The sequence below is a fragment of the Streptomyces sp. NPDC025721 genome, assembly GCF_055558595.1.
On the sequence record NZ_JBVHMF010000024.1, the window covers coordinates 20,858 to 46,906 of the forward strand.

A 26,049-nucleotide genomic window follows, 5' to 3' on the forward strand; every position below is an offset into this window, starting at 1 on the left:
CGTACCCCCTCCCCCCCCCCCCCCCCCCCCCCCCCCCCCCCCCCCCCCCCCCCCCCCCCCCCCCCCCCCCCCCCCCCCCCCCCGATGCCGTGTCCGGGCCGTTGACGGTCTCTTGGGGGTGTTGCGAAAATTATCGCAACTTCGTGAGGGAGGCGGTTGGGATGGCGAGCGGCAGTGGCGCGCGTGGGGAGATGCAGGCGTATGTGCGGGAGTTGGTCGATCCGCTGGTGCGGTACGCGAGCGAGGGGGGCGCTCGGATACGGCTGGGGGTGAACACGGCGCACCATGACGACACTGCGGCCGACCTGGAGGGGTACGCGCGGCCGTTGTGGGGGCTGGCGCCGTTGGCGGCGGGGGGCGGGGAGTTCGCGCACTGGGAGCTGTGGGCGCGGGGGCTGGCGGCGGGGACGGACCCGGGGCATCCCGAGTACTGGGGGACGGCCACCGGCATCGACCAGCGGACCGTCGAGACGGCGGCCGTCGGATTCGCGTTGGCGCTGGCGCCGGAGAAGCTGTGGGACCCGCTCAGCGGCAAGGAACGGGACCGGGCGGGTGCCTGGCTGGCGAGCTTCCTGGGAGCCGACACGCCCGAGAACAACTGGAACTTCTTCCCGGTGCTGGTCAGCCTCGGTCTGGACCGGGTGGGGTACGCGCACGACCGGGACGCGCGGCACGCCCGGCTGGACCGGCTGGAGACGTACGCGCGCCAGGACGGCTGGTACGCGGACGGGAACACCGCGCAGCGCGACTACTACATCCCGTGGGCCATGCACTTCTACGGCCTGATCTACGCGGCGCTCGCGGGCGAGGGCGACCCGGCGCGGGCGGCGCGCTTCCGGCAGCGGGCGGCCGACTTCGCGCCGGGCTTCCGGCACTGGTTCGCGGCGGACGGCGCCGCCGTGCCGTTCGGCCGCAGTCTCACGTACCGGTTCGCGCAGGGCTCGTTCTGGGGGGCGCTGCCGTACGCGGGGGTGGACGCCGTGCCGCCGGGGGAGGCCAAGGGGCTGCTGTCGCGGCACTTGCGCTGGTGGCGGGAGCGGTCGGCGCTGACGTCGCCGGACGGGGTGCTGACCATCGGGTACGGCTATCCGCAGCCGGCGGTCGCTGAGCAGTACAACGGGCCGGGCTCGCCGTACTGGGCGATGAAGGCGTTCCTGCCGCTGGCCCTGCCCGCGGACCACGCCTTCTGGACGGCGGACGAGGAGCCCGCCGCCGAACTGCCGGAGACCTTGGCGCAGCCGGACGCCGGGGCGGTGCTGATGCGTTCGGGCGGGGACGCGACGCTGCTCAGCGGGTCGCAGCACAATCTCTGGGCGCGGGGAGGCGCCGCGAAGTACGCCAAATTCGCGTACTCCTCCCGCTTCGGCTTCAGCGCGCCGGTCGACGGTCTCGGCCCGGAGCCGGGGGCGTACGACTCGGTGCTCGCGGTCAGCGACGAGGCCGACATTGAGGAGGGGACGGCGCCGCGGCACTTCCGGGTGCGCGAGGAGCAGCACGATCCGGCGGTCGAGGACGGCGACACCGTACGCAGCACCTGGCGGCCGTGGCCCGACGTGGAGATCACCACCTGGCTCACCGCCGCCGCGCCCTGGCACCTGCGCACCCACCGCGTCCGTACGGGCCGCGCGCTGTACACGGCGGAGGGCGGCTTCGCGGTCGACCGGGACGCGGGGCTCACCCGGCGCGAGGAGAACGAGGGCAGCGCCGTGACGGTCACCGGGGCCGGGGACCTCAGCGGGCTGCGCGATCTGGACGGCGGCCGTAGCGGCCGGGTGCTCGACCCGCTGCCGGGCACCAATGTGCTGGCGCGGCGCACGTCACTGCCCGTGCTGGTGGGTCAACTCCCGCCCGGCGAGCACTGGTTGCGCTGCGCGGTGCTCGGCGCCGGGGCCGCGGGGGCGGCGGCGTGGGAGGAGGCACCGCCGAGGGCGCGGCACTGAGGCCGCCGCGGCGCGCCACGGGCGCGCCCGTAGCGGATCGGGAGCCGTACGGGGGCGGGGGGCGGGGCGGGTGGCTGGCCGGGGGGAGGACGGGTTAGCGTCTGGGTATGAATGAGCATCGTGCCCCCGGCGCCCTCGGCGTCGGCCTTGCCACCGTCGCCGACGACGGCACCGTCCTGGACACCTGGTACCCCGCACCGGAACTCGCCGCGGAGGCGGGCCCCGCGGGCACCGAGCGGCTGAGCGCCGAGCGCGCGGCGGAGCTGCTGGGAGCGGCGGCGCCCAAGGCGCTCGGGAAGGACCCGAGGCGCGGGGTGGAGGTCGTGGCGGTGCGGACCGTCATCGCCTCGACGGACGACAAGCCGCTGGACGCGCACGACGCGTATCTGCGGCTGCACCTGCTGAGCCACCGCCTGGTCCGCCCCAACGAGCCCAATCTGGAAGGGCTGTTCGGCCTGCTGGCGAACGTCGCGTGGACGTCGATCGGCCCGGTGCCGGTGGCGGCGGTCGAAGGGGCGCGGCTGGCGGCCCGCGCGGAGGGCCTGCACCTGGCGGTGTACGGCGTGGACAAATTCCCGCGGATGACGGACTACGTCGCCCCGTCCGGCGTGCGGATCGCCGACGCCGACCGCGTACGCCTCGGCGCGCACCTGGCGTCCGGCACGACCGTCATGCACGAGGGCTTCTGCAACTTCAACGCGGGCACGCTGGGCGCCTCCATGGTCGAGGGCCGCATCTCGCAGGGCGTCGTCATCGGCGACGGCTCGGACATCGGCGGCGGCGCGTCCATCATGGGCACCCTGTCCGGCGGCGGCACCCAGGTCGTCTCGGTCGGCGAACGCTGCCTGCTCGGCGCCGAGTCGGGCCTGGGCATCGCCCTCGGTGACGACTGCGTCGTGGAGGCGGGCCTGTACGTCACCGCGGGCACCCGCGTGACGCTCCCGGACGGCAAGATCGTCAAGGCGCTGGAGCTCTCCGGCGCCAACAACATCCTCTTCCGCCGCAACTCGACCACCGGCAAGGTCGAGGTCCTTCAGCGCACGGGTTCGTGGGGCGGCCTCAACGACGCGCTGCACAGCCACAACTGACGACGCGTCACGCGTGACCGGTTCACGCCGTACGAGCCGCCGCCGCGAGCACCGCGCGCTCCTCCTCGGGGGACCAGCCGGCCTCCAGCGGCGGCTCGCCGCGTTCCCGGTCCCAGGCCAGGACGTCGGCGGCGGTGACCGCCAGCGGGGTCGCGGGCATCCCGGCGGCCCGGGCGCGCGCGGCGCTGCGCTGCTGTGTGGCGGTGTCCTCCCGGACCAGCGGGAACATCGGCGGTACGACGTCCGGCGTGACCCGTACGATCTCCACCTCGGTGCCCGCGGCCCGCGCGCACGTCTCGATCAACTCGCCGAGGGTTACCGGCTGTTCGGGGCCCACGGCGTGGAAGGCGCCGGGCCGGTCGTCCTCCAGCAGCCGGATCACCAGCCGGGCCAGGTCGCGGGAGTCGATGATCTGCACCGGCTGGGCGGGGTCGGCGGGCAGGGCGACCCGGCCGCCGCGCGCGGCGGCGCGCACCCAGTAGGTGAACATGTCGGAGGGGTCGTGCGGACCGGCGACCTTCCCCGCCCGCACGATCGTGGCGCGCTGCCCGTGGCGCGCGGTCACGTCGTCCTCGCAGGCGACCTTGCACGGCCCGTACGTGGCCTCGCTCAGCACCTCGGTGTCGCGGACCGGCGGGCGGCGCGGGGTGTCCTCGTCGGAGCCGGGCGCCACACCCTCGCGCTGGTACACCGCGTGGCTGGAGATGAACAGATACCGGCCGATCCGGTCGCCCAGCGCGTCCATGGCCTGCGCGACGTGCCGCGGGACGTAGCCGCTGACGTCCACGACGGCGTCCCACCGGGTGTCGCCCGCGAGCGCCGCGTAGTCGCCGGTGTCGCGGTCGCCGGTCAGCCGGGGGAGGCCCGGGAAGAGTCCGGCGCCGGTCCTGCCGCGGCCGAAGAGGGTGACGTCGTGCCCGCGGTGGAGTGCGTCCTCCACGATGGCGCGGCCGACGAAGGCGGTACCGCCCAGAACGAGAATGCGCATAAGGGGCGACTCTACTGTCGGTCCCGACGGCCGTCACCCGGATATCGCGGTCGTGATCCGCCGGGCAGGCCCTAGTGGTAGATCTTCTCCGCGTACGCGGCCCCGTAGTACGTCTCCAGCTCCGCCAGCGAGTCCTCGGTCCGCTCCAGCGTCTTGGAGATCCGCGCCCGCGAGGCCAGCGCGTCGGGCTGCCACGTCTCCGGCTTCCACAGCGCGCTGCGCAGGAACGCCTTGGAGCAGTGGAAGAAGACTTCCTCGATGTCGACCAGGACCGCGACCTGCGGGCGGTGGCCCTTGACGACCATGCGGTCGAAGAAGTCGGCGTCGCGCAGGAGCCGCGCCCTGCCGTTGATCCTGAGGGTGTCGCCGCGCCCGGGGACGAAGTAGAGCAGGCCGATGTGCGGGTTGGACAGAATGTTGCGGAAGCCGTCCGCGCGGCGGTTGCCCGGCCGCTCGGGGACCGCGATGGTCCGGTCGTCCAGGACGACGGTGAAACCGGCGGGGTCGCCCTTGGGCGACACGTCACAGGTGCCGTCGGCCGCCGAGGTGGCCATCAGGCAGAAGGGCGCCGCCTTCAGCCAGGCCACGTCCAGTTCGTGCAGCCGGTCGCGCGCCTTGTCGCGGACGACCGCGGTGGGTTCGCCGAGCAGTTCCCGCAGTTCGGCCTCGTCGGTGATCTCCTGCATGTGCCGTACACCCCCGGTGAGTGAGTACCTTCTGGGAACTCTCACTGTACAGGGTGGCTTTTCCGGGCTTTCCTCGCGCCTTTCCCCTGGCCTTCCCCTGGCCTTCCCCTGTCTTTCCCGCGCCTGCGATGAGTTCCGCGGCGGTCCCCGGTCTACCTCTTCGACAGCGCCACGGCGCATACGACAGCACCGCATCGACCCGACCAGAGGAGCCCCTCGTGTCCGTCGTCTCCACCCCCACCAGCGCCGCCCCGACCGGTACCGCGACAGCCGTCACCGCCCGCCCCGCCCGTAGCCGGGCGCGCACCGCGCTGCTCGCCCTCCAGATCGTGCTGGCCCTCTTCTACGGCGTGGCCAGCGCCGCCCCCAAGCTCCTCGGCATCGACGCCGCGGCCGACTCCTTCGACCGCATCGGCTTCGGCGACTGGTTCATGTACCTCACCGGCGCGCTCGAACTCGCGGGCGCCGTCGCCCTGTTGATTCCGGTGCTCTATCAGGTCGCCGCGGTCGCGATGATCGGCCTGATGATCGGCGCCACCGTCACCCAGATCACCGTCTTCGACGGCGACAACGCGGCGACGCCGATCATCCTCATCCTGCCGCTGGCCCTGATCGCCTGGGCCCGCAGGGACAGTACGAAGGCGCTGCTGGCCCTGATCCGCGGCGCGGTCGCCCGGACCTGACCGCGCTCCCGTCGGCCGCGGCCGGCGACCGTACGCAACGCCGCACGGCGGACGGCTCGCGGTGCGATCCTGAGTACGGACGTCGCACGGATGTCGCGCGGATGTCGCGCGGGCGTCGTACGGCCGGCGCGACGACTGGCGCAACGGCGATCGTACGGGCGGCCGTTCGGGGTCGCGCGGGATCGCGTCGCGGAGGACCGGAGACCGGAAGACCGGGGGTCGCTCATGGACAGCCTTGGCGCGCTGCGCGCGGTCGAATACGGGTATCTCGACGAGCGACGGCAGGTGTACCTCGACCACACCGGCGCGGGACTTCCCGCCCGCGCCCAAGTGCGGGCGCACGCCGACCGGATCGCGGCGGGCTGCTACGGCAATCCGCACTCGGTCAGCCCGGCCTCGCAGGCGTCGGGCGAACTGGTGGAGCGGGCCCGCGCACGGGTGCTCGCGCACTTCAGGGCCGATCCGGCCGAGTACGCCGTGGTGTTCACGGCCAACGCCACCGGGGCGTGCCGACTGGTCGGCGAGGCCTACCCGTTCGGGCCGGACAACCGGCTGGTGCTCACCCTCGACAACCACAACTCCGTCAACGGCCTGCGGGAGTACGCCCGCGGCCGGGGCGCGGGGACGGTGTACGTACCGCTGGAGGCGCCGGGCCTCGGCATCGACGCGACGGCGATGGACGCCGTCCTGACGGGCGCGAGGCCGCGGGCGGGCACGGAGTCCGGGGCCCGGGGGCCCGGACTGCTCGCGTACCCCGCGCAGAGCAATTTCAGCGGGGTCCAGCACTCGCTGGACTGGGTGACCAGGGCGCGGGCGGCGGGCTGGGACGTCCTGCTGGACGCGGCGGCCTACGTGCCCGCGAACGTGCTCGACCTCGGCCGGTTCAGCCCCGACTTCGTGGCCGTGAGCTGGTACAAGGTCTTCGGCTACCCGACCGGCATCGGCTGTCTGCTGGCCCGCAGGGAGGCGCTGACGCGGCTGCGGCGGCCGTGGTTCTCCGGCGGCACCATCCACGTGGTGAGCGCCCAGGGCCTGTGGCACCACATGGCCGACGGCGAGGCGGCCTTCGAGGACGGCACGGTCAACTACCTGAGCATTCCCGACATCGAATTCGGCCTCGACTGGATCACCGGCGTCGGCGTGCAGTCGATACACCGTCATGTCACCTCGCTCACCGCCGAGTTACTGGCCGGGCTGCGCGGTCTGCGGCACGCCGACGGCAGCCCGCTGGTACGGATCTACGGTCCGCAGGACACCACCGGCCGCGGCGGCACGGTCGCGCTGAATCTGCTCGGCTCCGACGGACGGGTGATCGACGAGCGGATCGTCGGCCGCGACAGCGCCGCGCACGGCATATCGCTGCGCACCGGCTGCTTCTGCAACCCCGGCACGGGCGAGGTCGCCTTCGCCATCGACCGCGACGTACTCGGCGGCGCCGTCCGTACCGCCACCGGCACCATCGACGACTACCTCGGCCGCCTCGGCCTCCCCTCCGGCGGCGCCGTCCGCGTCTCGCTCGGCCTGTCCTCCAACGCGGCCGACGTGTCCGCCTTCCTCGCCTTCGCCGCGCAGACCTACCGCGACCGCTCGCCCGACCCGGCGGGGCTCAGCCCACGGCTGGTCTGCTGACCGTGCGGCACTTGCGCGCCAGCACCGCCCACGCGGCGGCCAGGAACAGCGCCGTGAAACCGGCCAGCAGCAGCCAGCCCGCCCACACCGCCCGGTCGAACGAGCCGCCGTACGAGGCCAGCAGCGGCGGCCCCAGCGGCGACGCGCCGTGCGCCCACAGCTCCCGCAGACCGATCCCGCCGCCCAGCGCCTCGAACGCCCACCGGTTGGTCATCGCCGCGCTCAACACCCGTCCCGCCCACGCCATTTGGGGCACCGGCACAAAGGCCCCCGAGAACAGCACCTGCGGGAAGCAGAGCATCGGCAGCATCAGCGTGGCCTGCCCCGGATCGCCCACCGCCGCCGACGCCAGCAGCCCCAGCGCGAGCGCGGCGGCCGACGCGAGCAGCACGGTCAGGAACAGCGACCCGTACGTGCCCCACCCGGCGGCGGGCAGCCGGTTCAGACCGCGCAGCACCGCGAGCAACGCCGCGTCCGCCAGGGCCAGTACGGGCAGCAGCAGCGCCGCCTTCGACAGCAGATACGGCCCGAGCCGCAGCACGGTCAGCCGCTCCCTGCGCACCACCGCCATCTCCGCGCAGATCTGCAACAGGCCGTAGGTCAGCCCGAAGAAGAAGCCGCCGAAGGCGATCCAGAACAGGATCATCGCCGCGGAACCCGGGCTCGGCGCCGCCGGATCGAAGGCCCCCGGCCGGAACAGCAGCGCGAACATCGCCACGATCACCAGCGGCGACCCCACGACGACCGCCGCCGTCAGCCGATTGCGCGCCATCAACTCCCCGGCCCGCCGGGTGAGCAGCCACCACTGCCCGACCGCCCCGAGCGGCGCCGGACGCGTGGCGGCGGCGCCGTCGGCCACGGGCGCCGCCTCGGGCGCGGGGCCGGACTCCTCCGCGGCGGTCTCCTCCGCGGCAGCCTCGTCCGCCGCCCGCGCCCCGCGGGCCACCGCCCCGTACACCTCCTCCAGCGTCGGGACGCCGTACGCCGCCGTGAGGGTGGCCGCCGTGCCCAGGTGGGCCGGGCGTCCTTCAGGGGTGAGGAACAGGACGCGGTCGCAGCGGGTCAGATCGGCGGGCGCGTGCGTGGTGAGCACGACGGTGACGCCGTCGGCGGTCAAGTCCCGCAGGGTGCGCAGGAGTTCCGCGCCGGTCGCCGGGTCGAGTCCGGTCGTCGGCTCGTCCAGGAACAGCACGCGGGGGCGGGTGAGGAGTTCGACCGCGATGCAGGCGCGGCGGCGCTCGCCCTCGCTGAGGGTGCGTACGGGCTGGCGGGCGCGGTCGGCGAGGCCGACGGCGGCCAGCGCGTCGCGTACGGCCGCGTCCAGGAGAGCGGCGGCGGTCCTGGCGGGCATCCGCAGGCGGGCCGCGTAGCCGAGGGCCCGGTCCAGCCGCAGGTCGTCGTGCATCACGTTGCCGTGCGGCAGATACCCCAACGCCGGTCGCAGGACGGCCGGTTCCGTACCGTCGTGCAGGACGCGACCGGCCGAGGGGGTACGGATTCCGGCCAGGATCTCCAGCAGCGTCGTCTTGCCCGACCCGCTGCCGCCCGCCACGGCCAGCAGCTCGCCGGGCGCGATCCGTACGCTCACCCCCCGCAGCGTCTGCCGCCCCGAGGCGACCCGCTGCCCCACGCCGTACGCCTCGACGCGGAGACCGCCGTCGCTCATCGTGCCCCCTGACCGACCGCTTGGTACGTTGAAGGTGTCGCGGCGCCTCCCGCAGGGGCGGGCCGCCGGTAGCGTACGCGAGCCCCGGGAGCGGGCACAGGACGAAGGAGTCTGACGCATGGACGGACCGGTCTGCACCACCCGGCAGGGCGACGTACGCGGAGCGGCCGGCCAGGACGGCGTCACCGTCTTCCGCGCCATCCCTTACGCCGCACCGCCGTTCGGACCGCACCGGTTCATGGCGCCGCAACCGCCCGCCGCCTGGGAGGGCATACGCGACGCGACCGCGTTCGGCCCGACCGTGCCCAAGGGCTCCTACGTCAAGCCGTTCGACGTGCTGCTGCCCGACCCGGACATCGCGGGCGAGGACTGCCTCAACCTCAATGTGTGGACACCCGACACCGCGGGCGGCGCACCGGTCATGGTGTGGCTGCACGGCGGCGCCTTCATGAACGGCTCGGGCTCGCTGCCGATCTACGACGGCGCCGCGTTCGCCCGCGACGGCGTCGTCTGCGTGACCGTCAACTACCGCCTGGGGACGGACGGTTACCTGTCCCTCGACGGGGCCCCCGACAACCGCGGAGTGCTCGACCAGATCGCCGCCCTCGAATGGGTCCGCGACAACATCGCCGCCTTCGGCGGCGACCCCGGCCGCGTGACCGTCTTCGGCGAATCGGCCGGCGCGATGAGCATCGGGGTGCTGCTCACCGCCCCCGGCGCCCGAGGACTCTTCCACCGGGCGATCCTCCAGAGCGGCGCCGCGCACCACACGATCGGCCGGGACACCGCCCGCAAGGTCGCCGCGCACTTCGCCGCGAAACTCGGCGTCGAACCCACCGCCGCCGCCTTCGCCGCACTCCCGCTGGACGTCCTGCTGCCCGCGCAGACCGCCCTGCGCAACGAGGTCACCGCCAACCCCGACCCCGCGCTGTGGGGCGAGGTCGCGCTGAACGCCATGCCCTTCGAGCCGATCGCGGACACCGCGAGCACCGCCGCCCGCGCCCACCCGGTGCCGGGACCCGGCGCCGACTGCGCCGTCGACCTGCTGATCGGCACCACCGCCGAGGAGTACCGGCTCTTCACCGTGCCCAGCGGCGTCATCGACTACATCGACGACAGGCACCTGCGGGCCGCGATCGCCCGGCACGGCCTCGACCCCGACACCGCGCTGCCGCTCTACGCGGCCAACCGCCCCGGCGCCACCACCGGTGACCTGTTCTCCGCCGTCCTCACCGACTGGTTCTTCCGGATACCCGCGGTCCGCCTGGCCGAGTCCGTGCCGCGCGCCCACGTCTACGAATTCGGCCGCCGCTCCACCGCCTTCGACGGCCGCCTCGGCGCCTGCCACGCCTCCGAGATCGCCTTCGCCTTCGACAACCTGGACGCGCCCGGCGAGACCATGCTGCTCGGCGAGGCCCCGCCGCAGCCGCTCGCCGACACCATGCACGCCGCCTGGGTCTCCTTCGCCGTCACCGGCGATCCCGGCTGGCCCGCGTACGACACCCGGGACCGTACGACCATGGTCTTCGGCACGGCGGACGACCCCGCGCACTGCGGTCCGGTACGCGACCCCCGCCCGGACGAGCGCGCGCTGTGGGACGGGGTGCGCTGAGCCCTTCGCGCCGGCCCCTCCCGCGCGCCGAACTCCCGTACGCCTGAGGGACGCGTGGCCGGTACGCACCCGGCGGCGGGCGGCGGTGGCCGGAACGTGTCGCTACGGGCGGGTGAACCGGCGGGGTGACGGGTGCGACGGGGCCGGGAGGCCGACGGTCGGGGGGTCGCAGGGCCTACGCTGAGTGCGCGCGTCCGGCGCGCGTACCGGTTCGCGTGTGCCGGTCCGATCCACCCGCCAGGGGTGAGCCGGACCGGCCCACCCCTCACGCCGTACAGCCGTAGAGCCCTCTAGGAGTCACCCCATGTCCGAAGGTCCCCTCGTCCTGCCGCCCGTACGGCTGCTCCCCGCGGACGACCTCGCGCGGCTGGCACTGGCCGTGCCGCTGCTGGACCGAGCGCTGCGGCTGACCCGGTGGGCGACACCGGAACGGCCGGTCGACGCGATGGGCGAGCTGCTGGACGACGACCTGGTGGCCGCCGCCGCGGAACTCGGCCTCCCGGTGGACGAGGACGAGGAAGGGCTCGCCGAGACCGCCCAGGCATGGGGCGTCGCCGTCGACACCGGCCTGCTGGTCCTGGAGATCGACGAGGAGGCCGAGGAGTCCACGCCGGTCGGCGAGGTCGCCGGTCGCGCGCTGCCCGGCGAGGCGTACGAGCGGATCACCGCCGGCCTCCCGCAGGACGTGCTCGACATCTGGCTGGCCGCCGCCGAGTCGGCCCTCGCCGACGCCGCCGCACCGGACTTCGAGAGTCTGCGCGAGGTCATGGACGACGGCGACCAGGTGCTCCTGGACGAGCTGGACTGGGACCCGGAGAAGGAGGCCGAATTCCTCGACAGCGCGCTGGTCAACCTCTACGCGCTGATGGCCGTGGAGGACTCGGCGGTCGCCGAGGACGGGCCCGATGCCGTACCGCTGCCGGTGCTCGCCGCGTCCCTCGTCGTGCCCGACGAGATGGACCAGCCCAGCGACGCCGTCCTCGAAGAGGTCACCGAGGTGATGATGCGGCTGGACGACCACTTCCGGCTGCTCGCCACGACCGGACTGCTGGACTACCAGCCGGTCGACGAGGCGCTGATCGAGGAGGCGGAGGGCGACGGGGAAACCGGCTCCTTCCCCGAGTTCCCCGAGGGGGCCGTCGGGGACGACCTCGACCCCGAGGAGGTCTCCCGCTACGGCATGGTCCTGCTCACGCCGCTCGGCGTGCACGGCATGCGCGAACGGCTCGTGGACGCGGGCGCGCAGGCCCCCGCCATCGGCGACCTCGCGGGCGGGTCGGGCGTCGACCTCCTCGAAGCGCTGACCGGCTACCCCGACCAGGCGGCGCGCTTGGAGGCCGAGCTGTGGCTGGAGGACCGCAAGCCGGCCGACGCCGCACGCGAACTGCTCGCCGCCGCGCGCGGCGACGACGCCGGTGCGCCGGGCCGTCGTCTCATCTGCCAGCAGACGCTCACCCTGCTCGGCGCCGAGGCCGAGCCCGCGCTGCGCGAAGTCCTCGACGACCGCGCGCTCGGCGGCCTCGCCCGCGTCTGGCTCACCGAGAGCGGCGCCGCCGACATCCCCGCGCCCGACGCGGACATGGTCTTCTGGCTCACCATCGACACCCTCGCCGCGCAGCTCGCCGCCGACGACGCCCCCGAGATCCTGGCCGACCTCGTCCGTGACCTCGTCGCCCGGCACGACGGCTTCTTCGACGCGGCCTGGCGCGTCGACCACCCCGCCACCGCCGACGTCCTCGAAGCCATGGGGCGTCTCCACCCGGACCGCAAATCCGCCAAGGACGCCCGCAAGGCGGCCTTCAAGGCCCGCTCCCGCCAGGGCCTTCCGGGCTGACGCGCGGCGGTCCACCGCTCGGGGCGCGCCCCCGCGCCGGGGGCAACCGGGTGGCCGCCTCGCGGAAGGACGCCGTTCATCCGGGGTTGGCCGGGGGGCGGCACCGTGGGTGGTCAGCGCGACGTGAGGAGCCCCGGTGCCGGTCAGCCGTACGCGGGAGGCCGTGGTGGCCGACCCGAAGCGAGGTCACGCGTATCTGACCGCGGGAACGTCGTTGTGCCGGCGGACGCCGCCGTCGGCGCAGAACGGTGGCGTGCTCCAGGCGTTCCGGTGCATCGACTCCGGGGGCCGCTACGTGGACGACCTGTCACGGGCGACCGGGCCCGGCACCGTGTACGGCGTGGACTGGGTGGAGACGCCGTTCGCGGCGGGCGAGGTCACGCGGGCGCACGGGCTGACGGGCCTGTGGTGGGCGGACGACGGGGTGTACCTCGTGCGCGAGGGGGCCGTCTGGTTCTACGCGCCCGGCCGCCGCACGCTGACCCTGAAGACGCCGGGCTGACGGACTGACGGGATTCTGGCCTTCCGGGCTTGCGGGCTGAGGGGCGGACCGCCGCCCGGCCGCGCTCGTCACCGCCGTGACGAGCGAGGCCGGGTGCGGCCGGAACGTTTCAGCAGCCGCTGAGGACCGACGTGAGCTTCGACTTCTCCGCACTGTCCACGGTCAGACCGTAGTAGTGCTTCACCTGCACCCACGCGCGGGCGTACGTGCACTGGTACGACGCCTGCGGCAGCCACTCGGCCGGGTCGCCGTCGCCCTTGGAGCGGTTGGAGTGCGCGGAGACGGCCACGAGCTGCGGGCGGGTCACGTCGTTGGCCAGCGCCTGGCGCTGCGCGGTGGTCCAGGCCCAGGCGCCCGAGGCCCACGCCTCGGCGAGCGGCACCAGGTGGTCGATGTCGAAGGTCGACGGGTCGGTGGTGGTCACGCCGTCGTACGGGCTGGTCCAGTTCCCCGAGGTCGCCTTGCACGAGCTGTCGGTCACCACGCTCGTGCCGTCGCGCTTGATCACGTACTCGCGGGTGTCGCAGGTGCCCGAGATGGTGATCCAGGTCGGGAACAGATTCCGGTCGTACGTCGAGGCGTGCGTCTCCGCGGTGGCCGTCATGCCGGACAGGTAACTGCGGGCGGTGGAGGCGGCGATGGGGGTCGGCAGAGCGGCCTGTGCGGGGCCGCCGCTGACGAACAGGACGGTCAGCGCGAGCAGTGCCGCGCTGACGGCGGCACAGATTCCGTGCACGAGACGGTTTTTGGGCATGACTGAGCGCTCCCGTGGCTAGGGGGTCGAGCGGTACGGGTGGTTCCCGACCAGGGTCCCGGCCACGGGTCTATGCGGGTAGACCGTCAGCGGTAAATTTTATGTGACCATGACATGTTGATGTGCGAACGTCCGGTGGCGGTCCGGCCCGTACGAGGCCCGCGCGGCGCACGAGCCGGTGCGTGCCGGGGCCGCACGGCCTCCGAGCGCCGTGCGCACGGCGCCCCCGCGCCCGCCCGCTCCCGGTCCTGGTCCCGGCTCCCGTCGCCGTGCGGGGCGGCGCGCGGGACTTTATGGTCGGCGCGGGGGCCCGGGACGAATGGAGCTGCTGTGACCACTGCGCGCGACATCATGCATCAGGGCGTCGAGACGATCTCCGCCCACGAGACCCTGGACGTGGCCGCCAAGCGGATGCGGGACGCGGACATCGGGGCCCTGGCGGTCACCGGTGACGACGGCGGGCTCCAAGGGGTGCTCACCGACCGGGACATCGTGCTGCGCTGTGTGGCGACCGGCCACGACCCGGGCGCGGTCCGGGCCGCCGACCTGATGGACGGCAGCCCGGTGACGGCCGCGGCCGACGACGACGCGGGGAGCGTCGTCGCGACCATGTCCTCCCGGCGGATCCGCCGGGTGCCGGTGGTCGAGGGCAGCCGCCTGGTCGGCATCATCAGCGAGGCCGACATCGCCCGGCACCTCGGCCCGGCCGAGGCGGGCGCCCTGGCGACGGCGATCCGCGCGGTCTGAGCCCGACGCGCGGTCCGAGCGCGGCCCGTGGTCTGAGGCCGCCGCGCGGTGTGAGACCGGCCTGCGATGTGAACCGGTCCGCGCCGCCTGAGGCCGGTCCCGCGCCGCCTGGGACCGGTCTCTCGGGCCGCCGCCCGTCCGCGCGGACTCATGCCAGCCTGCGCGGACCGGCGGCGGCCCCGCAGGGCACACGTCCGGTCCGCGGTGCCTCAGAGCGCCGCGGAGGCGGGCCGCACCATCCCCTTGGCGGTACGCGAGTCGATGAAGTCGCCCATGGCGGTCATCTCCCACTCGCCGGAGAACTGCTTGATCAGCTTGGCCATCAGCACACCCGTGCGCGGCTCGCTGCCGGTCAGGTCGAAGCGGACCAGCTCCTCGCCGGTGCCCGCGTCGAGCAGCCGGCAGTACGCCTTGGCGACCTTGTTGAACTTCTGCCCCGAGTACGAGTTCACCGTGAAGACCAGACCGGTGACCTCCGGCGGCAGCCCGCCCAGGTGCACGGTGATCGTCTCGTCGTCGCCCGAGCCCGCGCCGGTCAGATTGTCACCGGAGTGCTGGACCGCGCCGTTGAGGATGGACAGCTTGCCGAAGTAGCAGGTCGCGATGTGGTTGCGCTGCGGACCGTAGGCGATCACCGACGCGTCCAGGTCGATGTCCCGGCCGCCGAAGGCGGGCTCCCAGCCCAGGCCCATCCGCACCGAGGACAGGAACGGCTTGCCCGCCTTGACCAGCGACACCGTCTCGTTCTTGCGGAGATTGACCCGGCCCTTGTCCAGATTGACCTTGCCCGCGCCCGGCGCGGGAGCGGGCGGCGCGGCCGGGGGAGCGGAGGGCGGCGGCGGCAGATACGCGGCGGGCGCGCCGGAGGGCGGCGGCGCGCTGGGCAGTCCCGGCGCGGGCGGCGGCGGGGTGAACGCGGCGGCGGGGGCCGCGGGGGCCGCGGGCTCCTCCACGTTCACCCCGAAGTCGCTGGCGATGCCGCCCAGCCCGTTGGCGTACCCCTGGCCGACCGCGCGGACCTTCCAGGCGCCGCCGCGCCGGTACACCTCGACCACGACGAGCGCGGTCTCCGGGCCGAGCCCGGTGGGCGTGAAGGTGGCGATCACCGAGCCGTCGTCCGCGCTGCGGACCGTGGCCGTCGGCGTCGTACCCGCGAAGGGACCGCCGCCGTCCAGGCTCGCGGTCACCACGACCTTCTCGATCCCGGCCGGGACGGCCGCGGTGTCCACGGTGATCGAGTCGGGCCCGGAACCGCCCCCGGAGCGGTGGCTGACGCCGGGCCCCTGGGGCTGGTTGTAGAAGACGAAGTCGTCGTCGGAGCGCACCTTCCCGTCACCGGTCAGGAGCAGGCCCGAGACATCGAGCCGCGCGGAGGAGGCGGCGACGTCCACGGCCACTCGGGGCACGGAGAGCGGCACATTCGAGCCAGGCGTCATAGCGGTCATGCCCCCGTAACGACCGACTGTTGTTTGCGGTTCCATGACCCGGAGATCAGCTTCCGGCCCGTTATGGGCACCCGGTCCCGGCGCCCATTCCGGCGCCCGCGCCGGCTCGTACCGGCAGCGTCGCGCCCGCGGTTGCGTACGGTCGGACCCGTATCGGCAGCCCCGTACCCTCACACCCGCACGCCCCGCCCGTCACCGGCGGTCGCGGGCACGTCGAGGCCGTCCGGGGAGCCGGGCGGCAGGGCGAAGGCGGAGGCGACCTCGGGCGGGAGCGCGGACAGGCCGAGCAGGCCGCAGACCGCCCGGGTGGTGAGCGCGTGCCAGACGGCCGCCTGGCGCAGCATCGCGTGGTCGCCGCCCGGCAGCACGAAGCGGCACACCTCGGCGCCCTCGGCCCTGGCCCGCTCCGCCATCCGCAGCGACTCCACGGGCGAGGTGATCCGGTCGGCCTCCGCGTGCAGGAACACCAGCCGGGCCGCCGAGAGCTGCTCCACCGGCTCCCCCGGCAGGCACCAGGGGGCCAGCGCCACCGTGCCGACCACCCCGTCCGTACCGGCCACCCGCAGCGCCGCCCTGCCGCCCATGGAGTGCCCGACCATCACGACCGGCGCCCCGCCGGTCCGCCTGGACAGCTCCGCCAGCGCGTCGGCCGCGTCCCGCGCGGCGTCCGCCCGCTCCCCGTTCCAGCCGCGGTGCCGGTAGCGGGCCTCGGCGAGCACCACCCGGCGGCCCCGCGTCGCGCGGGCCAGCGCCCGGACGAAGGGGCGCATCCGCAGCCCCGGCGCGTTCAGCCGGGACGGCCGGCCCATACCGCGCTCCCGGCCGCCGTGCAGCACCAGCACCGCCGCCTCGGGGGCCGCCGCGGAACGCCGCACCACCAGGCCCCGATACCCCGCGCGTGCGCTGTCGCCGTCGCGGTCCTCTGCCACCCGTGCCTCCACCCGTGTCCGTTCCCTCCGCCGACGTGCCGTGACAGGTACGAACGGACGTTCCGGAATCCCCGTTCCGCCGTACCCCGTCAATCCTCCGTCATTCGTAGCGACGACGGTTCCGGATGGGTCGCGCGGCGGACCCGACGCACAGGTTGCCGGATCGAACAGGGGTCCGGAGGCTCCCGCATATACGCTCCTGCCCTGGGCAAGTACGCTCAGCGCAATCTCAATGGTCGGGCAGCCGAAGGCGGAGGAAGAAACGTGGTGCAGAGCGGCCCGGTCGGAGTTCCGGCCGGACTTCCGGTGGGCATCCCGCACACCCGCGACGGGCGTGACAGCCGTGATGTTCGTGACATTCGCGACAGTCAGAGTCCGCGCACGGCGCCGCCCGCCTCCTTCGGGCAGTCGGGCCCCGCGACGGTCCTGCTGGTCGAGGACGACGACGGCGACGCCCTGCTCGTCGAGGAGTACCTCGCGCTGAGCGACGCCGCGACCCAGGTGGTCAGGGCGAGCAATCTCGCCGAGGCGCTGGAGCTGCTGGCCCGCCGCGCCGCGCCCGAGTGCGTCCTGCTCGACCTGCACCTGCCCGACGCCTTCGGCGTGGACGCGGTGTCCCGGCTGCTGAAGGACGCGCCCGGCGCGGCCGTCGTGGTGCTGACCGGTCTGTCGGAGGAGGACGCCGGGCTCGCCGCGGTCGCCTCCGGCGCCCAGGAGTACCTGTCCAAGAGCGCCCTCGAACCCCAGTCGCTCAGCCGCGCCATCCGCTACGCCGTCCAGCGCAAGCAGATCGAGCGCGCGCACGTGGCGCTGCGCGAGAGCTCGATGCGGGCCGAGGAGAACGCCCGGCTGGAGCGCGGGCTGCTGCCCACCCCGTTGCTGCGCGGCGACGACTGGCAGGTGACCACCCGCTACCGGCCGGGCCGCGACCACGCGCTGCTCGGCGGCGACTTCTACGACGTCGTGCAGACCGAGGACGGCACGGTGCACGTCGTCATCGGCGACGTGTCGGGGCACGGCGCGGCCGAGGCGGCCCTGGGCGTGTGCCTGCGGGTCGCCTGGCGGTCCTTCGTCCTCGCGGGCACCCGCGGCGCCGAACTGCCCGGCATGCTGGAGCAGATGCTGGTCGCCGAGCGCGCGGGCGAACACGTCTTCGCCACCCTCAGCTCGCTGGAGTTCGCCCCCGACCGCACCACCGTCAAGATCGTCAGAGCCGGGCATCCGGGGGTGCTGCTGCGCCGCGGCGCCGACGTCCAGTGGTGGGAGCCGGCGTACGGGCCCGCGCTCGGGCTGCTGCCGGGGCAGGGCGTCTGGCCGGTGACGACCGAGACGCTGGACGGCGCGTCCGTGGTCCTGTTCACCGACGGCCTCTTCGAGTGGCGGTACGGCGACGGGCCGGAACGGCTCGGCGAGGACGGGCTGTTGGAGCTGGCCCGGAAGAACGGCGCACTGCCCGCGGAGGCGTTCGTCGACGCCTTGATCAACGCGGCCGAGACGGCGACGGCGGGGCGCGGCGGTCTCGAGGACGACGCGGCCGTGATGCACGCGGGATGGCGGGCAAGGTCATGACGGAACGCCCGCCCGTCCCGGGGCCCGGTTCGGAGCCGACGCAACCCACGGCGCCCGCGCCGGAGCCGACGCCTCAAGCCGCTGCCGGGGCCGCGCCCGCTTCAGGGACCGCGCCCGCTTCAGGGGCCGCGCCCGGTCCCGAGACCGCGCCCGTCGCCCAGTCCACGCCCGATCCCACGCCAGTTCCGGAGTCCGCGTCCGTGCCGCATCCCCCGACCGACCCGCCGCCCGTATCCGAGCCCGAGCCCGTATCCGAGCCTGAGGCCGTATCCGAGTCCGTATCCGAAGCCGGGCCCGTGTCCGAGAGCGCGCCCGTACCCGGGCCGCGGTCCGAGTCCGGTCCCGACATCGAACCCGCTCCGGACGTCGAACCCGCTCCGGACGTCGAACCCGCGCAGGATTCCGATCCCGCGCCCGACGTCGTGCCCGCCCCCGTACCCGCTCGCGGGCAGAAGGCCGCCGCCCGGACGAGGTCCGGCTTCCGGCCGCGCGAGAAGGGCCGGATCACGGTTCAGGGCGCGTTCAACCTCGTGCTCGGCGGGATGACGCTGCTCGTCCTCGTCTTCGCGGTGATCGGCGCGCAACTGCTCGCGCACACCACGTCGATCTCCGACCACCTTGCCAACCGGGTGCAGCCCGCGCGGGTGGAGGGGGTGCGGTTGCAGACCGCGCTGCTGGACCAGGAGACCGGCGTGCGCGGCTATGTGCTCACCCATTCGGCGGAATTCCTCCAGCCCTACACCGAGGGCCTCGCGGACCAGAAGACGATCACCGCCAGGCTGCGCCCGCTGATCAGCGGCAACAAGCGCGCCTCCGCCGACCTGCTGGCGCTGGAGGAGGCGGCCGACCGCTGGCGCACCACGTACGCGCTGCCGCTCATCGAGCACGCCCGCGAGGGCCTGCCCGCCTCCGCCGACACCTCGCTGCTGGACAGCAGCAAGCGGGGCTTCGACACCGTACGCACCCAGTTCACGATCCAGGACACACATCTGAAGGAGGACCGGCAGCACAGTCAGGATCAGTTGCGGCGCGTGCGCAACGAACGCGACGCGGTGTTCCTGGCGATGCTGGCCTGCTTCCTGGTGGCCATGGTCTTCCTGGCGCTGCTCCTGCGCCGGATCGTCGGCCTGCCGCTGGGGCGGCTGCGCGACGACGCGCTGCGGGTCGCGGGCGGCGACTTCGACACCGGGATCGAGCCCAGCGGCCCGGCCGATCTGCGGGTGCTGGCCGAGGCCGTGGAGGCGATGCGCAGCGGTATCGCGGGCGCGCTGGCCGAGGCGCACGGCCAGCGCGGACTGCTGGCCGCCCAGGCGGCGGAGCTGACCGAGCAGGCCGAGGAACTGCGCCGCTCCAACGCCGAGTTGGAGCAGTTCGCCTATGTCGCCTCGCACGACCTCCAGGAGCCGCTGCGCAAGGTCGCGTCCTTCTGCCAGCTCCTGGAGAAGCGCTACCGGCACGCGCTGGACGAACGCGGCGTGCAGTACATCGACTTCGCGGTCGACGGCGCCAAGCGCATGCAGATCCTCATCAACGACCTGCTGGCCTTCTCGCGGGTGGGCCGGGCGCAGGACGACCACCGGCCTGTCCAGTTGGAGAACACGCTCGACCAGGCGCTGTACAACCTCGCGGACCGGCTGGAGGAGTCCGGGGCGCGCGTCGAGCGGCCCGCCGTGCTGCCGGACACCGTCGGCGACGCGACGCTGCTGGCCCTGGTCTGGCAGAACCTGATCGGGAACGCGATCAAATTCCGTTCCCCCGACCGGCCGCCGGTGATCACGGTGGAGTCGGGAACCGCCCCCGACGGCACGCTCGTCTTCAGCGTCACCGACAACGGCATCGGCATCCAGGAGGAGTTCAGCGAGAAGGTCTTCGTGCTCTTCCAGCGGCTGCACAGCCGCAACACCTACGAGGGCACCGGCATCGGCCTCGCCATGTGCCGGAAGATCATCGAGCACCACGGCGGGCGCATCTCGGTGGACAACGAGTACACCGGCGGCACCCGCATCCGTTTCACGCTGCCCGCCGGGGCAGAAGAGTCACCTGACCAGGCGGCGGCGCCTGGCATCGAGGGAGCAGAGGGAGCACCGCGCGTATGAGTCAACCCGTACAGCCGATCGAGGTCCTGCTGGTCGAGGACGACGCGGGCGACGAGCTGATGACCCGGGAGGCGTTCGCCGACAACAGGATCGGCAACACCCTGCACGTGGTCCGCGACGGCGAGGAGGCGCTGGACTTCCTCTACCGGCGCGGCGCCCACCAGGACGCGGTGCGGCCCGACTTGATCCTGCTCGACCTCAACCTGCCGAAGTACGACGGGCGTCAGGTGCTCGAGATGATCAAGAGCGACCGGGACCTGGCCATGATCCCGGTGGTGGTGCTCACCACGTCCGCCACCGAGGAGGACATCCTCCGCAGCTACAAGCTGCACGCGAACGCGTATGTCACCAAGCCCGTCGACGTGGAGCAGTTCATCAGCGCGGTGCGGCAGATCGACGACTTCTTCCTGTCGGTGGTACGGCTGCCCGGCCGCTGAGCGGCCCGCGGGCGGCGCGTCCGCGCACGGTCCGTACGGCTCCGCGCGTCCACCTGTGCGTCTCGCCACGCGTCTCGTCCGTCAGTACGGCCAGATCGGGGGGTCCGTGCAGAACGGGCCGCCGAGGTTGGCGTGCGCGGGATTGTCCGGGTCCAGCTCGCCCTGCTCGGCGATGAGCTTCGCGGCGAACGGCTCCGAGTCGTCCCGCGGTTCGTACCCGAGCGCGCGGGCGCCCGAAAGGTCCCACCACAGGCGGGTGTTGGCGGAGCTGCCGTAGACGACGGTGTGCCCCGTGGTCCCGGCGCTGAGCGCGGCGTGGAAGAGCCGGGCGCCGTCGGCCGGGCTCATCCAGACCGACAGCATCCGCACCGACGTGGGTTCGGGGAAGCAGGAGCCGATGCGTACGGAGACGGTGTCGATGCCGTGCAGGTCCGCGTAGAGCTGCGCCAGGTCCTCGCCGAAGCACTTGGAGAGCCCGTAGTAGGTGTCGGGGCGGCGCGCAGTGGTGATCGGGATCAGCGCCTCGTCCGGCACCGGGGAGCCCTGCGGCCGCGGGGTGAAGCCGACGGCGTGGTTGCTGGAGGCGAAGACGATCCGGCGGACGTTCTCCTCGCGGGCGGCCTCGTAGAGGTGGTAGGTGCCCTCGATGTTGCCGCGCAGGATCTTGTCGAAGGAGGACTCCAGCGAGATCCCGGCCAGGTGGATGATCGCGTCGACGCCGCGCACCGCCTCGCGCAGCGCGTCCCGGTCGGACAGGTCCGCGGTGATCACCCGCGTGCCGTCGGGCGCCCCCTCGACCGGGCGGACGTCGAACAGCCGCAGGTCGTATCCGTACGACGGCAGCAGGCCGCGCATGAGGGTGCCGAGGCCGCCTGCGGCGCCGGTGAGCAGGACGGTGCGGGGAGCGGGCATACGGGGTCTCCGTGTCTGGCGGGGGCTTCGCTGACCTCAGGGGTCACTGTAGACGGCTGACGTCCGCTGTGGGTATGTCCATGGACGACGTTCAGGTATATGGACATTTCCTGGCGGTGGGCGCGGGCGGCGCGGGGGCTCTTGGAGGTGCCCGTCGGCTTGACCTGCCCAGGTCACCTCGCCTAGCGTGGCAGCGTTCATGAATATAGACATGGATCAGATGAGCGCACAGACTTCAGGGGGAACCCGATGACCTCACCCGCCCTCGCCGAGCGCCTCGACGGCCTGCTGTTCTTCCCCGTGACGGCCTTCGGCCCGGACGGCGCTCTCGACCTCGACGTGTTCCGCGCGCATGTGCGCGCCGGGGTGGAGGCGGGCGCCGCCGCCGTCTTCGCGTGCTGCGGCACGGGCGAGTTCCACGCGCTGTCCCCCGAGGAGTTCCGCGCGTGCGTCGCGGCGGCGGTGGAGGAGGTCGCGGGGCGGGTGCCGGTGGTGGCCGGGGCCGGATACGGGACCGCGCTCGCCGTGCAGTACGCCCGGCTCGCCGAGGAGGCGGGCGCCGACGGCCTGCTCGCCATGCCGCCCTACCTCGTCGTCCCCGGCCAGGAGGGCATGCTGCGGCACTACGCGGCGCTCGCCGCGGGCACCGGCCTCGATGTCATCGTGTACCAGCGCGACAACGCTGTCTTCACCCCCGAGACGGTCGTCGAACTCGCCAAGGTGCCCAACATCATCGGCCTCAAGGACGGCCTCGGCGACCTCGACCTGATGCAGCGGATCATCAGCGCGGTCCGCACCGAACTCCCCGGCCAGGACTTCCTCTACTTCAACGGCCTGCCCACCGCGGAACTCACCGGCCTCGCCTACCGCGGCATCGGCGTACTCCTCTACTCCTCCGCGGTCTTCGCCTTCTCGCCCGAGATCGCCCTCGCCTTCCACAAGGCGCTCACCACCGGCGACGACGCCACCGTCAACACGCTGATCGACGGCTTCTACCGCCCGCTGGTCAACCTCCGCAACCAGGGCCGGGGTTACGCCGTCTCGCTGGTCAAGGCGGGGGTCCGGATGCGCGGCCTGGACGTCGGCGAGGTCCGCCCGCCGCTGTCGGAGCCGTCCGCCGCGCACGTCAAGGAACTGGCCGACCTGATCGAGCAGGGCCTCGCGCTGCTCGGCGACCGCTGAACGGGCCCCGGACATGCCGACCATGAGGACTTCCGCCTTCGTCTACCCCTGGGACGTCGTGGGCGACCCCGAGGCGGCCGAACGGATCGCCGCCCTCGGCGTCCAGCAGGTCACCCTCGCCTCCGCCTACCACTCCACCCGCGCGCTGACCCCCCGTCACCCCCGGCACCGGATCGTCACCGCGGAACACTCCGCCGTGCTCTACCCGCCCGACGAACAGCGCTGGGAGGGAAGGGAGTTGCGGCCCTACCCGGCCGGGAGCTGGGCGAGGGGCGGGGCCGGGTTCGGGGCGAGGGGCGGGTTCGGAGTCGGGGCCGGGGATTTCGACGGGGACGGCGGCGGGGACGCCTTCGGTACGGCGGCCCGCGCGCTGGCCGCCGCCGGGCTCGACGTCCACACCTGGGTCGTGCTCGCCCACAACTCCCGCCTCGGCGCCGAGCATCCGGACACCTCGGTGGTCAACGCCTACGGCGACCGCTACCCGTGGGCGCCCTGCATCGCCCAACCGGCCGTCCGTACCTACCTGGTGGACCTCGCGGCGGAGGCCGCCGTACGCCCCGGCGCTGGCGGCACCGAACTGGAGTCCCTGGGCTGGTACGGCCTCGCCCACCTGCACGCCCACGACAAGATCGCCGGGGTGCCGCTCGGCGACGCCGCCCAGTACCTGATGTCGCTGTGCTTCTGCGCGCACTGCCGGGACGGCTACGCCGGGCTCGGCGCCGATCCCGCCGACGTGGCCGCCGCCGTCCGCCGCGCGCTGGCACCCGTCTTCGAGGGGGACGCCCCGGGCGACGCCGCCGGGCTCCCGGCGATCGAGAGGCTGCTCGGCGCGGAGTTGACGGCGCTCACCCTCACCTGGCGTACGCAGACGGCCGGTTCGCTCCAGGAGCGGGCCGTGGCCGCCGTACGGGCCGCCGCCGCGCCCGGCTTCCAGGTGCTGATGCACGCCGACCCGGCGCCGTACCGCTGCGGCGCCAACGCGGGCGTGGAACCGGCCCGCGTCCTGGCCCACGCCGACGGGCTCGTCCTGCCCTGCGCCGGCGGTCCGGCCGCCCGCGAGGCGATGCTGACCCCGCTCGCGCCGCACCGCCGCGAAGGCACCGTACTGGCGGCGAACCTCACCGTCGTCTCCGGCATGGGCGGCAGCCCCGGCACGCTCGCCGAGGACGCCGCGCACGCCGCCGCGCTCGGAGCCACCGAACTGCGCCTGTACCACGCGGGCCTGGCCTCGGATGCCGACCTGAGGGCCGTACGGTCGGCGCTGGCCTGAGGCGCGGAGCCTTCACGGGTGCGCGCCGACGGCACGCACCGACGGCACGCGCCGACGACGGGCCCGCGCGGCGCGGGCACGCCGTGGGCGGGCGGGAGCACGAGACGTGCCGGGGCGCGGCGATCATGGGGGTACCGCCGCGCCCCGGAGCGTCACCCTCAGGTGAGGCGGGAGGGCTGTGCGTACTCAAGTCGCCACCGGGGCACCGGAGGTTGCCGCGTATGACGCGAATATTTCCGGCGGGCTACGGGAGCCGTCCGGTCAGAATCCGCCGTCGACCGACGACGTGCCGTCGGGCCCGGTCCAGCGGGCGGTATACGTGTCGCCGCCGGTGGCGCGGGCGCCCGCCGCGTGGTTGAACTGGCCCGAGAACGTGTACGTGCCGGGCGCCAGCGTGTTGTCCGCGTCGAGCGTCCAGCGGTAGACCAGCTCCGCGCCCTCCACGGTCACCGTGGGGTTCGTGCCGCCCGAGACGGAGGTCCACGAACCGGTGCTGCTGACGCCTTCGGTACGGGCCACGCGCAGTTCGACGCTGAGCGTCGTGAGCGGCTTGCCGGTGGTCAGCACCACATCGCTCTGCGTCCAGTAGTCGTTGCTCGCGCTGTCCACCGAACCCCGCGCGGTCAGCGTGCCGTTCCGCGCGGTCTCGACCGAGCCCGGCGCGCCGCCGTCGATGCCCGAGGTGGTGGCCGCCGACGACGGGGGAGTGCCGGTGGGGGAGGACGCGCCGCCGGACGGCGTGCCCGTGGGACGCGTACCGCCGGTGCCCCCGTGGCGGCCGGACGGGTGCGACGACGCGGCCGGTGAACGCGGCTGCGCGGCGGGGGAGTCGGTGCCGACCGGGCTGGAGGTCGCGGAGTGCGTGACGCCGGGCCCGCCGGAGGTCACCACGGACTGCGTCGGCTCGCCGTTGCCGGTCACAGCGCCGACCGCGAGGCCGCCGAGGCCGATCGCGCCCGCGACGGCCGCCGTCACCGCGGCGATCCGCATCCACGGCGCCCCGGTCCCGCCGCCGTGCCCGTCGGACCGCCCGCCGGTGCGCGGCGGCTCCGCCATCCCGTGCCCGGCCATGTCGCGTTCCGCCATGCCCTGTTCGACCCGCGCCAGCATCCGCTCCCGGTCCGGCCGGTGGGACCCGGCCGCGTCCCGCAGCCGTTCCGGCAGCTCGGCCCTGTCGGTCCTGTCGGCCATCACACTCCCCGTCCCGTACGAGTACGAGCCGCAGGACCCGCCGCACCCATGATGCGCGCCGCGCCGGGGCCGGTGACGACCGGGCCCGCGGCGCCGGGGACGGCGGGGCCGGGAACAGGGCCCGCACCGCCGGGGGCGCCCGCGCCCGGCACCGTACCCGCGCCCGGCACCGTAGCGGCACCCGGCGCCGCACCGGCACTTGGCACCGCACCGGCACTTGGCACCGCCCGCACCCCGTCGCCCGCGGCCGGGTCCGGCTCGGCGCCGCCCGTCCGCGGCGCCAGCAGCCGCTCCAACTCCGCGACGCCGCGCGACGTCTGGCTCTTCACCGTACCCACCGAGATGCCGAGCACCGCCGCCGTGTCCCGCTCCGACAGGTCGAACGCGTGCCGCAGCACCACGCACGCCCGCTTGCGGAACGGCAGCCGCTGCAACGCCTCACGCACGTCGAGCACCGCCGGCACGTCGGGACCGTCGGTCCGGTCCTGCGGCTGCGACCAGAACAGCGCGATACGCCGCCGCTCCCGTACCGCGCTGCGAATGCGCGAGCGGGCCAGATTGGTCACCACACCGCGGGCGTACGCGACCGGGTGGTCGGCCGCCCGCACCCGGTCCCAGTGCCGCCACATGGCGACCAGGGCGTCGGCCGCGAGATCGTCGGCCGCGTCCGCCTCACCGGTCAACAGGTGTGCCAGACGCGCCAGTTCCGCGTAGTGCTGCTCGAAGAACGCGTGGAAATCAGCGGCGGCGTCGGCGTCGTCGCCGATGGCTGTGCCCACGGTCACCTCTTCCTGCCCGGACCTCCCCGCCACGGCGCGGCGTGAGCGTAGCAGCGGTGGAAGGCCATGGGCAGAGGTCGGGAAACAGCACTTCGGCGACGGGCGGCGAA

General features: G+C 73.9%; 20 protein-coding genes and 2 pseudogenes. 13 read left to right on the top strand and 9 right to left on the bottom strand.

The window, feature by feature from the left end:
- The first annotated feature begins 161 nt into the window (after window positions 1–161).
- Both ACZ4EF_RS27770 and dapD read left to right on the top strand, forming a co-directional pair.
- The gene (locus tag ACZ4EF_RS27770) at window positions 162–1,940 is read left to right on the top strand and encodes a DUF2264 domain-containing protein (protein WP_467506783.1); all 1,779 of its coding nucleotides are present in this window, start codon (window positions 162–164) and stop codon (window positions 1,938–1,940) included.
- 107 nt (window positions 1,941–2,047) lie between these two features.
- Window positions 2,048–3,028 carry a 2,3,4,5-tetrahydropyridine-2,6-dicarboxylate N-succinyltransferase gene (dapD, locus tag ACZ4EF_RS27775; RefSeq protein WP_355333839.1) on the top strand — a complete coding sequence of 327 codons (981 nt, stop codon included), beginning with the start codon at window positions 2,048–2,050 and terminating at the stop codon, window positions 3,026–3,028.
- Window positions 3,029–3,050: 22 nt separating this feature from the next.
- On the opposite strand, the gene ACZ4EF_RS27780 is transcribed toward dapD, so the two are convergent.
- On the bottom strand, window positions 3,051–4,016 hold the full coding sequence (locus ACZ4EF_RS27780; RefSeq protein WP_401313314.1) for an NAD-dependent epimerase/dehydratase family protein: 966 nt from the start codon (window positions 4,014–4,016) through the stop codon (window positions 3,051–3,053).
- A 71-nt stretch (window positions 4,017–4,087) separates the two neighbouring features.
- Complete coding sequence (locus ACZ4EF_RS27785; protein ID WP_355333834.1) at window positions 4,088–4,702, bottom strand: pyridoxamine 5'-phosphate oxidase family protein; 615 nt, start codon at window positions 4,700–4,702, stop codon at window positions 4,088–4,090.
- 218 nt (window positions 4,703–4,920) lie between these two features.
- Here ACZ4EF_RS27785 and ACZ4EF_RS27790 point away from each other — a divergent pair, with 218 nt between their 5' ends.
- Both ACZ4EF_RS27790 and ACZ4EF_RS27795 read left to right on the top strand, forming a co-directional pair.
- Window positions 4,921–5,385, top strand: coding sequence for a DoxX family protein (locus ACZ4EF_RS27790; RefSeq protein WP_467506786.1), 465 nt, complete (start codon window positions 4,921–4,923; stop codon window positions 5,383–5,385).
- A 225-nt stretch (window positions 5,386–5,610) separates the two neighbouring features.
- Window positions 5,611–7,014: an aminotransferase class V-fold PLP-dependent enzyme gene (locus ACZ4EF_RS27795; RefSeq protein ID WP_467506788.1), complete on the top strand. Its 1,404-nt coding sequence runs from the start codon at window positions 5,611–5,613 to the stop codon at window positions 7,012–7,014.
- On the opposite strand, the gene ACZ4EF_RS27800 is transcribed toward ACZ4EF_RS27795, so the two are convergent.
- Window positions 6,992–8,680 carry an ATP-binding cassette domain-containing protein gene (locus ACZ4EF_RS27800; RefSeq protein WP_467506789.1) on the bottom strand — a complete coding sequence of 563 codons (1,689 nt, stop codon included), beginning with the start codon at window positions 8,678–8,680 and terminating at the stop codon, window positions 6,992–6,994. The genes ACZ4EF_RS27795 and ACZ4EF_RS27800 overlap by 23 nt on opposite strands.
- A 118-nt stretch (window positions 8,681–8,798) precedes the next feature.
- Here ACZ4EF_RS27800 and ACZ4EF_RS27805 point away from each other — a divergent pair, with 118 nt between their 5' ends.
- From ACZ4EF_RS27805 to ACZ4EF_RS27815, 3 genes and pseudogenes are all read left to right on the top strand, one after another.
- On the top strand, window positions 8,799–10,292 hold the full coding sequence (locus ACZ4EF_RS27805; protein WP_467506791.1) for a carboxylesterase/lipase family protein: 1,494 nt from the start codon (window positions 8,799–8,801) through the stop codon (window positions 10,290–10,292).
- 304 nt (window positions 10,293–10,596) lie between these two features.
- A complete protein-coding gene (locus tag ACZ4EF_RS27810; RefSeq protein ID WP_467506794.1) occupies window positions 10,597–12,126 on the top strand; it encodes a hypothetical protein in 1,530 nt (509 codons plus the stop codon).
- A gap of 157 nt (window positions 12,127–12,283) precedes the next feature.
- Window positions 12,284–12,616, top strand: a pseudogene (locus ACZ4EF_RS27815) (Tat pathway signal sequence domain protein); the annotation flags it as partial.
- Between the two features lie 121 nt (window positions 12,617–12,737).
- Here the strand turns inward: ACZ4EF_RS27815 and ACZ4EF_RS27820 are convergent.
- Window positions 12,738–13,382 carry an HNH endonuclease family protein gene (locus ACZ4EF_RS27820; protein ID WP_355333817.1) on the bottom strand — a complete coding sequence of 215 codons (645 nt, stop codon included), beginning with the start codon at window positions 13,380–13,382 and terminating at the stop codon, window positions 12,738–12,740.
- A 330-nt stretch (window positions 13,383–13,712) separates the two neighbouring features.
- Here ACZ4EF_RS27820 and ACZ4EF_RS27825 point away from each other — a divergent pair, with 330 nt between their 5' ends.
- On the top strand, window positions 13,713–14,129 hold the full coding sequence (locus ACZ4EF_RS27825) for a CBS domain-containing protein (RefSeq protein WP_355333815.1): 417 nt from the start codon (window positions 13,713–13,715) through the stop codon (window positions 14,127–14,129).
- 209 nt (window positions 14,130–14,338) lie between these two features.
- On the opposite strand, the gene ACZ4EF_RS27830 is transcribed toward ACZ4EF_RS27825, so the two are convergent.
- Window positions 14,339–15,565, bottom strand: coding sequence for a TerD family protein (locus ACZ4EF_RS27830; RefSeq protein ID WP_355333812.1), 1,227 nt, complete (start codon window positions 15,563–15,565; stop codon window positions 14,339–14,341).
- Window positions 15,566–15,744: 179 nt separating this feature from the next.
- Window positions 15,745–16,503, bottom strand: coding sequence for an alpha/beta hydrolase (locus tag ACZ4EF_RS27835; protein WP_401714612.1), 759 nt, complete (start codon window positions 16,501–16,503; stop codon window positions 15,745–15,747).
- 357 nt (window positions 16,504–16,860) lie between these two features.
- On the opposite strand from ACZ4EF_RS27835, the gene ACZ4EF_RS27840 reads away from it, so the two are divergent.
- The 3 genes from ACZ4EF_RS27840 (at window position 16,861) to ACZ4EF_RS27850 (ending at window position 20,605) form a co-directional block, all read left to right on the top strand.
- Window positions 16,861–18,072: a PP2C family protein-serine/threonine phosphatase gene (locus tag ACZ4EF_RS27840; protein ID WP_355334674.1), complete on the top strand. Its 1,212-nt coding sequence runs from the start codon at window positions 16,861–16,863 to the stop codon at window positions 18,070–18,072.
- Between the two features lie 296 nt (window positions 18,073–18,368).
- Complete coding sequence (locus ACZ4EF_RS27845) at window positions 18,369–20,168, top strand: sensor histidine kinase (RefSeq protein ID WP_467506797.1); 1,800 nt, start codon at window positions 18,369–18,371, stop codon at window positions 20,166–20,168.
- Entirely contained in the window at window positions 20,165–20,605 is a 441-nt protein-coding gene (locus tag ACZ4EF_RS27850; protein WP_467506799.1) for a response regulator, read from the top strand. The genes ACZ4EF_RS27845 and ACZ4EF_RS27850 overlap by 4 nt, the downstream gene beginning before the upstream one ends.
- A gap of 81 nt (window positions 20,606–20,686) precedes the next feature.
- Here the strand turns inward: ACZ4EF_RS27850 and ACZ4EF_RS27855 are convergent, their stop codons facing one another.
- Window positions 20,687–21,517, bottom strand: a complete 831-nt coding sequence (locus ACZ4EF_RS27855; RefSeq protein WP_391044130.1) for an NAD-dependent epimerase/dehydratase family protein — start codon at window positions 21,515–21,517, stop codon at window positions 20,687–20,689.
- A gap of 249 nt (window positions 21,518–21,766) precedes the next feature.
- Between ACZ4EF_RS27855 and ACZ4EF_RS27860 the strand changes: the two genes are divergently transcribed.
- Both ACZ4EF_RS27860 and ACZ4EF_RS27865 read left to right on the top strand, forming a co-directional pair.
- Window positions 21,767–22,699, top strand: coding sequence for a 5-dehydro-4-deoxyglucarate dehydratase (locus ACZ4EF_RS27860; protein WP_355333799.1), 933 nt, complete (start codon window positions 21,767–21,769; stop codon window positions 22,697–22,699).
- A 22-nt stretch (window positions 22,700–22,721) separates the two neighbouring features.
- Entirely contained in the window at window positions 22,722–23,969 is a 1,248-nt protein-coding gene (locus ACZ4EF_RS27865; RefSeq protein WP_467506802.1) for a hypothetical protein, read from the top strand.
- Between the two features lie 261 nt (window positions 23,970–24,230).
- Here the strand turns inward: ACZ4EF_RS27865 and ACZ4EF_RS27870 are convergent, their stop codons facing one another.
- The gene (locus ACZ4EF_RS27870) at window positions 24,231–25,160 is read right to left on the bottom strand and encodes a hypothetical protein (RefSeq protein WP_467506804.1); all 930 of its coding nucleotides are present in this window, start codon (window positions 25,158–25,160) and stop codon (window positions 24,231–24,233) included.
- Between the two features lie 271 nt (window positions 25,161–25,431).
- A pseudogene (locus tag ACZ4EF_RS27875) lies at window positions 25,432–25,939 on the bottom strand (SigE family RNA polymerase sigma factor); the annotation flags it as partial.
- Between the last annotated feature and the right edge of the window lie 110 nt (window positions 25,940–26,049).